At 44.2% G+C, this 13933-nt stretch carries 14 protein-coding genes; 3 read left to right on the plus strand and 11 right to left on the minus strand.

Going from position 1 to position 13933, the window contains the following annotated elements; translation table 11 throughout:
• The coding region (locus ACE5CV_RS03215) for an alpha/beta fold hydrolase (RefSeq protein WP_374948714.1) at positions 1–459 on the minus strand (459 nt) is incomplete at its 3' end.
• Positions 460–639: 180 nt separating this feature from the next.
• Between ACE5CV_RS03215 and ACE5CV_RS03220 the strand changes: the two genes are divergently transcribed.
• Positions 640–1608 (plus strand): NAD-dependent epimerase/dehydratase family protein, encoded by a 969-nt coding sequence (locus ACE5CV_RS03220; RefSeq protein ID WP_374948715.1) that lies wholly within the window; start codon positions 640–642, stop codon positions 1606–1608.
• A 6-nt stretch (positions 1609–1614) separates the two neighbouring features.
• Here ACE5CV_RS03220 and ACE5CV_RS03225 read toward each other — a convergent pair whose 3' ends face one another.
• The 4 genes from ACE5CV_RS03225 to ACE5CV_RS03240 all read right to left on the minus strand — a co-directional run bounded on the left by ACE5CV_RS03225 (position 1615) and on the right by ACE5CV_RS03240 (position 6591).
• A complete protein-coding gene (locus ACE5CV_RS03225; protein ID WP_374948716.1) occupies positions 1615–3441 on the minus strand; it encodes an ATP-binding protein in 1827 nt (608 codons plus the stop codon).
• Positions 3442–3619: 178 nt separating this feature from the next.
• Positions 3620–5059, minus strand: coding sequence for a 23S rRNA (uracil(1939)-C(5))-methyltransferase RlmD (gene rlmD, locus ACE5CV_RS03230; protein WP_374948717.1), 1440 nt, complete (start codon positions 5057–5059; stop codon positions 3620–3622).
• 588 nt (positions 5060–5647) lie between these two features.
• Entirely contained in the window at positions 5648–5956 is a 309-nt protein-coding gene (locus tag ACE5CV_RS03235; protein ID WP_374948718.1) for a winged helix-turn-helix domain-containing protein, read from the minus strand.
• Positions 5953–6591: a hypothetical protein gene (locus ACE5CV_RS03240; RefSeq protein ID WP_374948719.1), complete on the minus strand. Its 639-nt coding sequence runs from the start codon at positions 6589–6591 to the stop codon at positions 5953–5955. Before ACE5CV_RS03240 ends, ACE5CV_RS03235 begins: the two co-directional genes overlap by 4 nt.
• 107 nt (positions 6592–6698) lie before the next feature.
• On the opposite strand from ACE5CV_RS03240, the gene ACE5CV_RS03245 reads away from it, so the two are divergent.
• A complete protein-coding gene (locus ACE5CV_RS03245) occupies positions 6699–7385 on the plus strand; it encodes a DUF421 domain-containing protein (RefSeq protein ID WP_374948720.1) in 687 nt (228 codons plus the stop codon).
• Between the two features lie 4 nt (positions 7386–7389).
• Here ACE5CV_RS03245 and ACE5CV_RS03250 read toward each other — a convergent pair whose 3' ends face one another.
• The 6 genes from ACE5CV_RS03250 to kbl are packed head-to-tail and all read right to left on the minus strand — an operon-like array spanning position 7390 to position 11321.
• Positions 7390–7971 carry a TetR/AcrR family transcriptional regulator gene (locus ACE5CV_RS03250; protein ID WP_374948721.1) on the minus strand — a complete coding sequence of 194 codons (582 nt, stop codon included), beginning with the start codon at positions 7969–7971 and terminating at the stop codon, positions 7390–7392.
• A 3-nt stretch (positions 7972–7974) separates the two neighbouring features.
• On the minus strand, positions 7975–8385 hold the full coding sequence (locus ACE5CV_RS03255) for a hypothetical protein (protein WP_374948722.1): 411 nt from the start codon (positions 8383–8385) through the stop codon (positions 7975–7977).
• Complete coding sequence (gene pheS, locus ACE5CV_RS03260; protein WP_374948723.1) at positions 8382–9419, minus strand: phenylalanine--tRNA ligase subunit alpha; 1038 nt, start codon at positions 9417–9419, stop codon at positions 8382–8384. The genes ACE5CV_RS03255 and pheS overlap by 4 nt, the downstream gene beginning before the upstream one ends.
• Entirely contained in the window at positions 9419–9829 is a 411-nt protein-coding gene (locus tag ACE5CV_RS03265; protein ID WP_374948724.1) for a type II toxin-antitoxin system VapC family toxin, read from the minus strand. Before ACE5CV_RS03265 ends, pheS begins: the two co-directional genes overlap by 1 nt.
• Positions 9826–10086, minus strand: a complete 261-nt coding sequence (locus tag ACE5CV_RS03270) for a DUF6364 family protein (protein WP_374948725.1) — start codon at positions 10084–10086, stop codon at positions 9826–9828. The genes ACE5CV_RS03265 and ACE5CV_RS03270 overlap by 4 nt, the downstream gene beginning before the upstream one ends.
• 44 nt (positions 10087–10130) lie before the next feature.
• Positions 10131–11321: a glycine C-acetyltransferase gene (kbl, locus tag ACE5CV_RS03275; RefSeq protein ID WP_374948726.1), complete on the minus strand. Its 1191-nt coding sequence runs from the start codon at positions 11319–11321 to the stop codon at positions 10131–10133.
• Between the two features lie 128 nt (positions 11322–11449).
• On the opposite strand from kbl, the gene ACE5CV_RS03280 reads away from it, so the two are divergent.
• A complete protein-coding gene (locus tag ACE5CV_RS03280) occupies positions 11450–13933 on the plus strand; it encodes a DUF5686 family protein (protein WP_374948727.1) in 2484 nt (827 codons plus the stop codon).

A 13933-nucleotide genomic window follows, 5' to 3' on the forward strand; every position in this document is an offset into this window, starting at 1 on the left:
AATGATCACTAGTTTTTTTATCCGTTTGGGCCTTTGAATGGCCAACTGGTAGGCAATGGTGCCGCCCATACTATAGCCCGCAACATCTGCGCTATCAACCTTCAAATAATCCATTACGCCGTCCACATCGATTGCAAGCGCAGCCAGGTTCATCTTCCTGTCGGCATAGGGTGTGTGCCCGTGGCCCTGCATTTCAATAGCGATCACCTTCCTGGTTTTAGCTAAATGTGGTATTATCTTCGCCCAGTTACCCTCAATGGTCATGAAAGCGCCGTGCAGCAAAACAATGGGCTTACCACTACCGTAAACTTCGTAATAAACTTTTATGCCATTTACAGGCGCAAGGCCGCTTTGCAGGGGTTTAATTTGCTGCCCTTTAGATTGCACCGACGCTAAAAACAGCATAGCAATTATTAAAGCCGGCTTTAGGAGATCAGGTCCTGTAAATAATCTTTTCATAAACTTTTTATAATATTTGATTGATAATACAAATATCAAGTACATCGCGGAGGTTGGGGCTGTGCGGAAGCGACAATAACAGGGCTAATCACGACTAATACCAGCCGTTATGCAATCATCGTTAACCGCTATCCGCATATTTGCACATCTGCACATTTAATTAATCCGCATATTTGAAGTATGATCTTAGTAACTGGCGCAACGGGGTTTTTAGGGGCCGAACTGGCTAAAGAATTGGTGTTACGCGGCAATATCATCCGCTGTACCAAAAGGGCATCCTCTGCTATCCCGGCAATACTTAGCGGTTACAGCCAACAAGTAAATTGGGTGGATGCCGATCTGATGGATGCCTTTGCCGTGGCAAGCGCTTTAGAGGGCGTTACGCAGGTGTACAATTGCGCTGCATGGGTATCGCTTAAGGCGGCCGACAAAGACCCGATGATACATACGAACGTAACAGGTACGGCCAACCTGGTAGACCTGTGTGTTGAAAGGAAGATCAGGATGGTGCACACCAGTTCAGTAGCGGCAGTTGGCGAGGCCAAGCCCGGCAAATTGATTAGCGAGGAGCATCACCTGGACCCTACAATCGAAAACGACGGCTATGCTATATCCAAACTGGAAAGTGAGATGGAAGTTTGGCGTGGAATTGCCGAGGGGCTCGATGCTGTGATCGTGAACCCATCCATCATTATCGGGGCAAGTGCGGGCACTAAGGGTAGCGGACAGATCTTTGAAACCGTTCGTAAAGGTTTGAAATTTTACACCGAAGGCACCATGGGCTTTGTTGATGTACAGGATGTTGCCAAATGCATGATCGGACTAATGGAGAGCGGTATAAGCGGAAAAAGATATATCATCAACGCCGAACACCGCAGCTATAAACAACTTTTTACAGAAATAGCCGACCGTTTCGGCGTAAAACCTCCCGCCAGTTTGGCTAAGCCCTGGATGTTAGAATTTGCCTGGCGCGGGGCTGCATTGGTGTCGGCCCTAACCGGTAAAAATCCGGCGATTGACAAAACGAGTGCCCGGGCGGCATCTGTTAGCCGCCAATTTGATAATTCGGCCGTCAAAAAAGCTATCGGTTTTGAATTTAAACCGCTAAGCGGAACCATCCGCGAAATTTGCAGCGCTAAAAAAGCTTAACGAAAGTTAGGCCGTCATAGGGTCGTTAGCGGTATCTATGTTGATACCCTCTGAAGTAATACGGGCAAGCTTTGCCGTGTTAAACACTTCAAGCTTTTGGTACAATGCCGACGACTGAAAGGGTTTAGACAAATAATCGTTCATACCTGCCTCTTTTATCTTATCATAAATATTGTGGGATACCGATGCCGTGAGGGCGATAACGGGAAGCTGCCCTTTAGCCGGGTCTGTAAGGCCGCGAATCACAAAAGTGGCTTCGTAGCCATCCATTAGCGGCATGTGCAGGTCCATCAACAATACATCATAAGTATTAGCGATGACTTTGGCTACAGCATCCTGGCCATTGGTGACAACATCGGCGTTGATGTTCCATTTGGTTAGTAATTTGCCCAACAAAAGAGCGTTAATCGGGTTATCTTCGGCAATCAGCACGCGCAGGCCGGTGAGGCTGCTTTCCGTTGCCGATATAGGCGAGACGGATTTGACATCGCCCTTATATAAACTAAAGCTGATAGCGAATGAAAAGGCAGAACCTATATCCGGTATGCTGTTCAATTCAATTGAACTATTAAATAAAGCCAGCAAACGTTTTACAATAGCAAGCCCCAGGCCAGTACCCCCGTAATGCCTTGTAGTATCTGCCGATGCCTGTACAAAGGGCTCAAAAATAGCCGCCTGCCTGTCTGCCGGGATCCCAATGCCTGTATCGGTTATGGTGAAATGTACATTAATACGTTCTTCATCCTCTTCCGTAGCAGTTACTTTGATGTTTACCTCGCCCTTCTCCGTAAATTTAATGGCATTGCCACCAAGGTTGTAAATGATCTGCGTTAGGCGGGTAGGGTCGGTAATAATCCATCGGTCTTTCAGCACATCATCCACTTGTAATATCAGGCCGAAACCCTTTTCTGCGGCCTTTTGCTGTAGCCCGTAGCAAACCTTGTGCAGCAGGCCGGGTAAATAAACAGGTATTGCTTCCAGCTCAATTTTATCGTTCTCGCTTTTATTGAAATCCAGTATATCGTTCACCAGGGTAAGCAAACTGGTGGCCGAAAATTCCAGTATATCCAAATTTTCTGTCTGCTCTTCGGTAGCGGTATCCTTAACCAGGTTAGTCATTCCGATTACAGCATTGAGCGGGGTGCGCAGCTCATGCGACATGGTAGACAAAAAAAGCGAGCGCGAATCGGCCAGGGCTTTAACTTCGGCAATGGTATTTTGCAGCTGTTTGTTCAAAGCCTCCTTTTCCGCTACGTTATCTTTAAACGCCCAGTAAAATAGGTAATGAATGTACACCATGGTGGTAAAATTCAGCATCACGATGATTTCAAAGCCAGGAGATGGAAGCTCCTGCGAGGACTGGTCCAGTTGCCATAACGCCTCGTTCCGCGTTACTAAATACAACATTATAGCAATAATAGCCGAGAAGCTATAGGCAATGGCGTAACGCTTATCTATCAGGTAATAGCCCACAAAAATCACCATGAATACAAACTGAATGGTGACCAGGTTAAGCCGTTGCCCAAACACAAACAACGTAGACCATACACTGGCCACGCCCGTTAAAATAATGATATGTGATATCAGCGTAACCGCCGCTGGCTTGTAAAGCAGGTATTTGATAAGGCCCAGATACAGTACCAACACAAAACTTAAACGGTAAAACTGATGTGCCTTTAACTCATGATAAACAAATGGAAAAAGAACAATGATTTTAAAAATAAGCAGCGCCAGGGTGGTAAACACTATCTCGACCCGGGCACGATTAAGCGAATCGGGTTCCTTTAACAAAACCTTATTTAAAGAAAAGTTGAAAAACGGTAAAGATGCCATCAACAGGTGTTAAGAGTTTTGTAAACAGGGTAGATGAGAGGGCTAATGTACTAAAATACAAGCGATTTGCATTGCACGTTGGCTGACAAACACCATTAAAGATAAAAATTAACTATTGCTTATTCCCGCAATTACAAATTGGATATTTTATTACTTTCCACGTAATAAAGAGGCGCAATTAATTTGGCAGGCTATTTCTTAGCTTTAGTAAAACAACATTTTCTACGTGTTGGGTATGAGGGAACATATCCACAGGCTGAATTTTAACAGTATCGTATTTTTCTTTTAGTATGAGCAAATCGCGCGCTTGGGTAGCGGCGTTGCAGCTTACATAAACTATCTTGTCGGCCTCAATTTCCATCAGGCGCGCTACCACATCGGCATGCATACCGGCACGCGGCGGGTCGGTGATGATCACGTCCGGTTTACCATGCTCGGCAACAAAATCTGCAACCAGAACATCCTTCATATCACCCGCGTAAAATTTAGTGTTGGTGATCTCATTTATACGGGAATTTACCTTGGCATCTTCAATAGCCGATGGCACATACTCAACCCCTACCACCTGGCGCACATGGCCGGCAATAAAATTAGCAATAGTGCCTGCCCCGGTGTAAAGGTCATAAACCAGTTCATCCCCTTTAAAGCCTGCAAAATCACGCGTTATCTCATAAAGGCGCAATGCCTGGATAGAGTTGGTTTGGTAAAAAGATTTTGGCCCTACCCTGAAACGTACTACACTGCCGTTGGCCGCGCCGGGCATTTCTTCGTGGATAAACTCCGGCCCGCGCCAGGCTATCACCTCCTGATCGAAGATGGTATCGTTCATCTTGGTGTTTAGTATGTAAAGCAGGGAAGTAATCTGCGGGAATGTGGCATCTACATAACCCATCAGGTCATCAACCTGCTCCTGGCTGGCGTGCGCAAACACTGCTATTACCATGATCTCGCCGGTAGAAGAGGTGCGGATGATGAGGTTACGCAGTGCGCCGGTGTGCTGACGTACATCGTAATAACTGATGCCCTGCTGCCGGGCGTATGCGTTTATACTGTTTCTAAGATCGTTAGAGGGCTCTGCCTGCAGGTAACAGTGATTAATGTTCAGGATCTTATCAAACCGGCCGGGGATGTGGAAACCTAGTGCATCCATATCCAAACGCTCATCGTCGCGGTTCTCGCCATCGTACAACCAGCGTTTGTTGCTAAAAGTATATTCCAGCTTGTTGCGGTAATACCTGTCGGCCGGCGACGGTACAATGGCGTCCATGTGCTCTACATCGATTTTGGCAATGCGTGTAAGGGCATCATGTACGGCCTTTTGCTTAAATTTTAGTTGAGCATCGTACGTCATGTGCTGCCATTTACAGCCGCCACAAACACCAAAGTGTTCACAAAATGGCTGTGTACGATATTCTGATGGTTGAATAAGGCGCGTTATCTTGCCTTCGCCAAAGCTTTTTTTGCTTTTATAAACTTCTATGTCTGCAATGTCGCCCGGTACCGCTTTTTCAATAAATATTACAAAATCGTCGGCTTTGCCAACGCCTTTACCTTCTTCGGCAATGTCAATTACGGTAACGTTCTCAAAGAACTTTGGCTTTTTTACAGATCTACTCATCAGGCTGCAAAGTTAATCAAAGGCACGAACTAAATAAATACCAGCATAAGATGAATTGATCCTACTTTGTTAGGGAAGTAGCATTTTTGTAGACTCGAATTTTAAGATTAAAATAAGGCAAACAGATTTATATCATGCGGCCTTTATCACTGAGGAAGTAATAATTGAATACGCATAGCGCAGAATGGTACGATTTGTTGCCTGGCTTGACCAACGCAAAAGAATTCAATGCCGCAGGCAAGCGCCGGCCGCAATTTTTATTTTGCCCGATGATGCTTTGCTGGCAATTATAAAAAGAAACTGAATAATTTATCGAAGTAAACTTCGATCGTAATATCCGTCATTTCAAACTGCTCATCGATAAGCTCCGAAAACTCTATTAATTCCTGGCTCATAGCTTTGTAGATTTTTGTTATGCAAACATAGTATTTTTTATACCGAAAACCAAAACGGTATAATGAACTTTCTGTTAATTTACCGTTATGCTTTTTTACTAAGTCCATTCGTACCATTTAAAATCCATTCAAATTATTAAATCCAAAATCATGTTAAAAGTACTTTGCGTTTCAAAGCATGTGGGTAAAAAAATTATTTGGGTGATTTTTGATTTTTTATAATCTGTTCAAGTGCATCCAAATGCAGCTTAAATGCTTGTCGGCCTTTTTCAGTAGCCTGGTAGGTAGTATTGGGTTTGCGGCCCAAAAATGTTTTGTGCACCTGCATATACTCTTCTTTTTCCAGCGCTTTCAAGTGCGATGCCAGGTTACCGTCGGTAGTATCCAGCAGTTCTTTAAGCGAATTAAAATCGTACCTGTCGTTCACTACCAGCACACTCATAATTTGCAGGCGCAGGCGGTTCTCAAAGGCTTTATCAAGTTTTTGAAAAGGGATTTTCACTTATCGTATTTAAAGTACATAATGCTGCCGTAAATTATGTGCAGCACACCAAAACCAAACGCCCAAAGCAGCAGGCCGTAACTAGGCAGCAATGCAGCAAGCAAACCTAACAATATCTCGCCAATGCCTAAATATTTTACATCTGTAAAACTAAAGTTTCCGGCATTTACCAGTGCAAGGCCGTAAAATATAAGCGATGCAGGCACTACCAAACCAAAGTAATCTTTAGCTATCAAAACCAAAATCAATATACCGCCTGCAAGCAAAGGTACCGCCATGTTAAACAGCAACTGCCGGCTTAAACTGCCCGTAATCTGCTGCTTTTTGCGCCGTGCCTTACGTATGGTTAAAACAATACCGGTAGCTACAGATGCAACAAGTACTACTAACGCTGTTAACATAATCTGCGCAGCACCAGGTATGGCCAAATTATTTACCAAGCCCCCATTCCCTACGTAGCCGGAGCTAAAAGTATGTTGCTGCACATAAATGATCTGGTAAGCAATGCCCGCCCCTACCAACGCATAAAGGCCGGCAAGCACGCCTGATAAACCGCTTAAGGATATAAATTTTGACGACCGCTCCATCAAACTACGGATAGAGGTGAGCTGATCCTGAATTTCTTTTTCTTCCACGTGAAAGTACTTTGTTCTTCAAAGTAATGGATTGTCTTTTGAATATCCAAATAAAATAGTGTTGTATCTGCACAAAAACATTTAATGCCTGCCTGCATTGTTTAATAATGGATTTAAACTTGAGCGATATCTTTACTAAAGACCTTGATTTTACTTTTGGAATTGAAATAGTTGTACGCACACTTGTTATGTTTATCCTTATTTTGGTTGTGCTGAGGATGACCGGTAAAAAAGGCGTAAGGCAGTTATCAATTTTCGAAGTCGCTATTATCATCGGCTTCGGTTCGGCCGCTGGCGATCCGATGTTCACCAGAGATATTTCGATAGTGCCATCGGTAATTGTAATGGCAACCATTCTCCTACTTTACCGGGCCATTACCTGGCTGGCTACCAAGAGCGAGCGCTTTGAAAGCGTACTGGAAGGTGACCCTATGTACGTAATCGAAGATGGGATGTTTATACTGCTTGATAACGATGAGCTTACCTTTGCCAAAGATGAGTTTTTATCAGAAATGCGGCAGCAAAGTATTGAACACCTGGGACAGATCCGTATAGCGATATTAGAAACTACAGGCAACGTCAGCTTTTTTTATTTCAGCGACGAAGATGTGCGGCCAGGCTTGCCGGTTATGCCCAGGGTTTATAACACCCGCTCAAAAACCGTTGATATGAAAGCCGATTACGCGTGTGTTTACTGTGGCCATGTAGAAACACTTGCCCCGGGGCGGCATGAATGCAAAAGGTGTAAAAAAGATGAATGGGTAAAAGCGATAGATACTTTGCGGCTATCCTGATTTGTTAAATAGTAACTGCTGCTTTAACCAGGTATGGCAGGATCTCTTTTTGAAACGATACAAAATTCTTGCGTACATCGGCATCGCTTACCGAAGTAAAGGCAAAGCTAAATACAATGCTTTTACTGCATTTGATCAGAAACCGCAGGCGCTGGTGATAAGTTTCATGCTTGCGGATATTAGGTAATTGTGTAAAGGACTGCATCAGCAACTCTTCGAGTTCATTGGAGAGGTTTTTAAGAAAATCCTGCGAATTCGTGCTCTCGCGGATAAAGTCCCAGCCAATAAATTCATTACAGATGGTGTATGATAACCGGCAGGTTTTCATGATCAGGTTACTCAGATGGGTCTCCTCGTCCAATTCGGGCGTGTTAGTGGTAATCAGGTCATTAACGCTCACTTTGATGTAATCCATCAGCAGCACATGCAAAACAGCCTCTTTACTATCGAAGTATTTATAGATGGTGGCCTTGGCTATTTTGGCTTTACGGGCTATTTCGTTTACGCTGGTTTTGTGGTAACCGAATTTGCGGAACAGTTCCTGCGCTGCCCGCTTAATGCTGTCTTTGATCTTATCGGCTTCCATTTATCAATTATACACAATTATCTCAAATTGTGTATCTGAGACTTGATAAGCTTTTAAGGACCTGGTTGCAGGGCCTTTAACGGAGCCGCCGTCGCTCAACGAAAATTTTGATCCGCTGCAGGGGTCGGTTAAGGTCAGCCCGGTATCGTCAACCTTAACCGAGCAAAGCTTTTCAGGCATGTAGGTGCTGCAACGGTCAAACGCTACATAGCCGAAGTTGGAATGATAAATAACAATACCGGCCACGCCAACGCCATTCAGTTCTTTATAACCGCCAATAGCAGTTAGGCCGGCATAGTTAGGGTCGGCTTTAGTGATGCGCAGGTTTACTGCCACGTTAGGCACTACATCGCCGGCTTTCCCGCACGATAAAAGTAGCATGCCCGCCATGGCCAGTATCAGCACAAACCTCATATGATCTCGCTCTGAAACTGTTTAAGGAATTTGGTGTCGTTTTCAGAAAATAAGCGCAGATCACGGATTACGTATTTTAAGTTGGCAATTCGCTCCATACCCATGCCGAATGCGAAGCCGGTGTATTTTTTACTGTCTATGCCGCAGTTCTCTAACACATTTGGGTCAACCATGCCGCAACCTAATATTTCTACCCAGCCGCTATATTTACACATATTACAGCCTGCGCCCTTACAAATGGTACAGGAAATATCCATCTCTGCGGATGGCTCCGTGAACGGGAAATATGACGGGCGGAAACGCACCTGCGTACCTTCACCATAAAGCTCCTGTACAAAGTGATATAGCGTTTGTTTGAGATCGGAGAAAGAAACGTTCTCGTCTACATACAAACCTTCTACCTGGTGGAAGAAACAGTGCGCACGGGCAGATATGGCCTCATTACGGTACACGCGGCCGGGCATAATGGCACGAAACGGCGGTTTACCCTGCTCCATCATCCTCACCTGTACAGACGACGTATGGGTACGTAAAGCAATGTCGCCCTTTTCCTGGTCGCCTTTGCGGATAAAGAAGGTGTCCTGCATATCACGGGCGGGGTGTTCCTCCGGAAAGTTAAGCGCCGAAAAGTTATGCCAGTCGTCTTCAATCTCCGGCCCTTCGGCCACCACGAAACCCAAACGCTTAAAAATATCGATGATCTCGTTACGCACCAAAGAAAGCGGATGGCGTGAGCCAATCTCAAAACCGTCGCCGGGAAGGGTCAGGTCAATTTCCGATTTCGGGTTTTCAATCTCAGATTTAAGCGAGTCCTTGATCTCTTCATATCTGGCTTCGGCAAATTGCTTAAACTGGTTAAGCACCTTGCCAAACGTCCGTTTTTCTTCTGGGCCAACCGTTTTAAATTCTTCAAAAAGGTCTTTTATCAAGCCCTTGGTGCCTAAATATTTTATGCGGAATGCCTCCAGCTCGTCTGCCTTAGCAGCAGTAAAAGCTTTTATCTCGGCAGTGTACTGATCTATTTTAGATTGCATTATAGTATTGTTCTTAAAAATTGCTCGGCTGTTAACACCGGGATAGTAGATTGTTTATAGTCCTTTATATTTCGGGTAATAATGAAGTCGCATTCTCCTTCAACTGCAGAATAATATTGTATTGCATCTTCAAAATCTATAAAGTTGCTACTCAGTGCTAAGTCAATGATGCCAGCGCCTACACTTATAATGGGCAGTATCGACCTCAGTCCTTTTGATAATCTTAACTTATTCGCTTTGTCAAATTTATCAAGAAAGTAATTTACATTCACAAATACCACCGAAGACGTTACACCAGCAATTCGTCCATTGCCTATAAGCGTTATCAAATTCATTGATGGTATATTAAAGCCCGGTCTTTTTAGCAAAGCGTCTAAAATTACGTCGCTATCCAAAAACACCTTTTTCATAACCCGTATTTTTGATCTAAATGCTTATGATATTCGGCTTTATGATCAAAATCGTTTACAGGCGCTGTAGAAATGGTTAACTCCTTTACCCAATCCGGCAATTCGTCTAAATTTTTCATTTGGAAAGGTCCGATTTCTGATGCTACTTCCTTCCTTAAAAAATTTTCTACGATCTTTGAAATACTGGTGTTTTTTTTCTTTGCTACCTCTTTGATCTGGTCTATTAACCTGGATTCGATGTTTAATGTTAGTTTCATAACAGGTCTTTTATACGTACAAATATAAAAATCTTATACGTAATTTATTTGATCACAGCCAGCTCTTTGCCGACTTTGGTAAACGCGGCGATGGCTTTATCCAGGTGTTCCCTTTCATGCGCGGCTGAGATCTGTACGCGGATTCGTGCCTTACCTTGCGGAACAACCGGGTAGTAAAAACCAATCACGTAGATTCCCTCGTCCAGCATTTTGGCGGCAAACTGCTGGGCCAGTTTAGCATCGTACAACATCACCGGTACAATGGGATGCACGCCTGGTTTAATGTCAAAACCGGCGGCAGTCATTTGCTCGCGGAAGTATTGTGTATTGGTTTCCAGTTTATCGCGCAGGTCGGTAGTTTCGCTCAGCATATCTAACACGGCAATTGACGCACCAGTGATAGCCGGAGCCAACGTATTACTGAACAAGTATGGCCTTGAGCGCTGGCGCAGCATATCAATGATCTCTTTACGGCCCGATGTAAACCCGCCTGATGCCCCACCTAATGCCTTACCTAACGTACCGGTGATAATATCAATTTTACCCATTACATTATGGTGCTCATGCGTACCACGACCGGTTTTCCCCATAAAGCCGCTGCAATGGCTTTCATCTATCATTACCAAAGCATTGTACTGCTCTGCCAGGGCGCAGATCTTATCCAGTTGGGCAATTGTACCATCCATAGAGAAGGCGCCATCGGTAACAATGATACGGTGGCGCAAATCCTGGGTTGCTTTCAGCTTTTCCTCCAGGTCGGCCATGTCATCATGCTTATAGCGTTGTCGCTGCGCTTTACACAAACGCACCCCGTCTATTATCGAAGCATGGTTCAGCTCGTCAGATATAATAGCATCCTGTTCGTTAAATAATGGTTCGAACACCCCACCGTTGGCATCAAAGGCGGCGGCATAAAGAATAGTATCCTCGGTGCCTAAAAATTCTGCTATCTTTTGTTCCAGTTCTTTGTGAATATCCTGGGTACCGCATATAAAGCGCACTGATGAAAGGCCGTAACCGTGGCTGTCCATAGCGGCCTTAGCAGCATCAATTACCCTTTGGCTTCCCGACAAACCGAGGTAGTTGTTGGCGCAAAAATTAATCACCTCTTTACCACCCTGCACCGTAATATCGGCACCCTGCGGCGATGTGATTATTCTCTCATTTTTATATAGGCCCGCATCTTCAATACCGGCAAGTTCCTGCTGCAAAACGGGTTGCAATGTGTTATACATATTTTAATTTTAAAGTGTCAAAATTAAGCATTACGCAGCAATTGAACATCTACATGCAACATTTTTAATATATTAAAGGTATAAACAAACATTTCGTTATAAAAAGTATTAAATGTAGAAATCCCTATATGAGAAGATACCTACTATTCTTTTTGTTTTTACTGACTGCATTAACAGCTTCGGCACAACAATATACACTCTCTGGTTTAGTTACCGGCCAAAAAGGCCTGCCGGTTGCCTTTACTTCCGTTTATATCCGTAATTCTACCTACGGTACCACCGCCAATGAAAATGGCCGTTACCAATTTAAATTAAATCCCGGCACCTATACTGTAATTTATCGCTACGCCGGTTATAAAGAACAGGCCGAAAACGTAACTATTACCGATCATAGCGAAGTACGTAATGTGCAGCTTGCCGACGAGGTGTTCCGCTTTAGCCAGGTATCTGACGAGTGGAAACGCAACCGCGACCCTGGTGATACCATTATGCGCCGCGTAATAGCCAAACGCGAACAACGGCTTAACGAAGTTAAAGGCTACTCCTGCGCGGTTTACATCAAAGGGGTGCAAAAACTTTTGAGCTCACCAAAGGCCTTATCGGGCAGGGCGGTTACGCAAGCCCTCGACCTTGACTCAATGGGCAGGGGCATCCTTTACCAATCGGAATCACTTTCCGAATTTAGTTACGGCGGCTCAAGCAGCAAGATCAAAGAAGTAACTATCGCTTCTAAAACGGCAGGTGTTAATACAGCCTTCAGCTACAACAAGGCGTCGGACCTGCAGGCTAATTTTTATAACAATATTTTCACTATAAATGGATTAAGCACACGCGGCTACGTATCGCCGGCAGCTGCAGATGCATTCCACTTTTATGATTATAAACTGATAGGCAGCTCCGTACAAAACGGCCGCCAGATTGATAAGATAGAAGTAATTCCTAAACGTAAATACGGCCAGTATTTTACCGGCAGCATTTACATAGTTGAAGGCGACTGGCGCATATACGGCGTCGACCTGTTTCTTACCAAGGCTACCAATTCGCTCAATTTTGTTGATACGCTTGAGGTAAGGCAGCAATATGTGCCCATTACCGATAGCGTTTGGATGCCGGTATCTGTTCATTTTAACTTTAAAGGAACCGTGCTGGGCTTCAAATTCGGCGGTTATTACACTGGCATTTACAATAATTACAAGTTAAATCCCGCTTTTCCTGAAGGTTTTTTTACCGGCGAAATTTTACGGATAGATACGGCATCTAACCTAAAATCAAAAAGCTACTGGGATAATAACCGCCCGGTTCCGTTAACGCAGCAGGAAACGCGCGACTACTTCAAAAAGGATAGTGTGGCGGCATATCATCTTACCAAAGGCTACCTGGATACGCTTCAGCTAACCAAAAATAATCTCAATCCATTAGGCTATCTTATTTTTGGATACAGCGCCAGTAACCGCAGCAACCGCGATTCGTTATACGTGTTCCCATTCCTGCAAACGTTCTATTACAACACGGTAGAAGGTTTTGGTATTAATGCCAAAGTGCGTTACAGCCACACTTATGATGATTTCCATTCGCTGAGTGTAACCCCGGCCATACGGTACGGCTTCTCTAACAAGTTATTCAGCGCAAATTTTTTAACCGAGTACAAGAACGATCCGTTCCACAATGCAAAATTCTGGGTTAATTTTGGCAGCGATGTGCTGGACCTTAACAACGTAGGCACGCGTTCACTGTACTTTAACACACTAAGTACCATCCTATACGAAAACAACTATGTTAAGTATTACCGGTCACAATTTGGCGGTTTTGGTTACCAGCGCGAATTGGTTAACGGCCTGTTATGGACAGGAAGCCTAAGCTATTCAGACCGTGCACAGCTGTACAATACTTCGTACTGGAAACTATTTAACAGCAAAAACCGCGAGTTTACATCAAACAACCCGCTGGCGCCGCCGGGAACGCCTGCAGATGATAATTCATTCCTGTTTCCAAAACATCAGGCCTTAACTTTCAATACTTCGTTCCAGTTTACCTTTGCCCAGCAGTACATTACCAGGCCTACCGGTAAATTTAATGTACCATCAAAATATCCAACGCTTACTATAAACTATCGCAAGGGTATTAAGGGTGCTTTTGGGTCTGACGTTGACTATGATTTTGCATCTGCAGATATTTCGCAATATAATATCCGCATAGGCCTCTCGGGTTTTTCATCCTTTAAAATAACAGCCGGCGATTTCTTTAACAACAAAACACTGTACTTTATGGATTTTAACCACTATTTAGGTAACCAGGGTACCACTTTTGATCCCACTTACATCGGCAGTTTCCACTTCCTGCCGTTTTATACTTACAGTACCAGCGGCGCATTTTTTGAGGCGCACTACCAGCACAACTTTGCAGGATCTATTCTGAACAAAGTCGGTTTCGCCCGTAAGCTTAAACTGGAAGAAATCATAGGTGCCAACTACCTGTCTACAGTAGGTAACCTTAATTACCGGGAGTTTTATGTAGGATTACAACGGCTGATATTCCGCGTAGATTACGGTATATCATACGCCGGCAACAAAAAATATTTGCAGGGCTTCAGGATCTTCTACGGTATCAGATAA

This window comes from Mucilaginibacter sp., assembly GCF_964263795.1.
GTDB lineage: Bacteria > Bacteroidota > Bacteroidia > Sphingobacteriales > Sphingobacteriaceae > Mucilaginibacter.

Excerpts from the sequence above, each read along its gene's own strand:
- ACE5CV_RS03220 (WP_374948715.1), top strand. The coding sequence starts at position 640 with ATGATCTTAGTAACTGGCGCAACGGGGTTTTTAGGGGCCGAACTGGCT.
- ACE5CV_RS03225 (WP_374948716.1), bottom strand. The coding sequence starts at position 3,441 with ATGGCATCTTTACCGTTTTTCAACTTTTCTTTAAATAAGGTTTTGTTA.
- rlmD (WP_374948717.1), bottom strand. The coding sequence starts at position 5,059 with ATGAGTAGATCTGTAAAAAAGCCAAAGTTCTTTGAGAACGTTACCGTA.
- ACE5CV_RS03245 (WP_374948720.1), top strand. The coding sequence starts at position 6,699 with ATGGATTTAAACTTGAGCGATATCTTTACTAAAGACCTTGATTTTACT.
- ACE5CV_RS03250 (WP_374948721.1), bottom strand. The coding sequence starts at position 7,971 with ATGGAAGCCGATAAGATCAAAGACAGCATTAAGCGGGCAGCGCAGGAA.
- ACE5CV_RS03255 (WP_374948722.1), bottom strand. The coding sequence starts at position 8,385 with ATGAGGTTTGTGCTGATACTGGCCATGGCGGGCATGCTACTTTTATCG.
- pheS (WP_374948723.1), bottom strand. The coding sequence starts at position 9,419 with ATGCAATCTAAAATAGATCAGTACACTGCCGAGATAAAAGCTTTTACT.
- ACE5CV_RS03265 (WP_374948724.1), bottom strand. The coding sequence starts at position 9,829 with ATGAAAAAGGTGTTTTTGGATAGCGACGTAATTTTAGACGCTTTGCTA.
- ACE5CV_RS03270 (WP_374948725.1), bottom strand. The coding sequence starts at position 10,086 with ATGAAACTAACATTAAACATCGAATCCAGGTTAATAGACCAGATCAAA.
- kbl (WP_374948726.1), bottom strand. The coding sequence starts at position 11,321 with ATGTATAACACATTGCAACCCGTTTTGCAGCAGGAACTTGCCGGTATT.
- ACE5CV_RS03280 (WP_374948727.1), top strand. The coding sequence starts at position 11,450 with ATGAGAAGATACCTACTATTCTTTTTGTTTTTACTGACTGCATTAACA.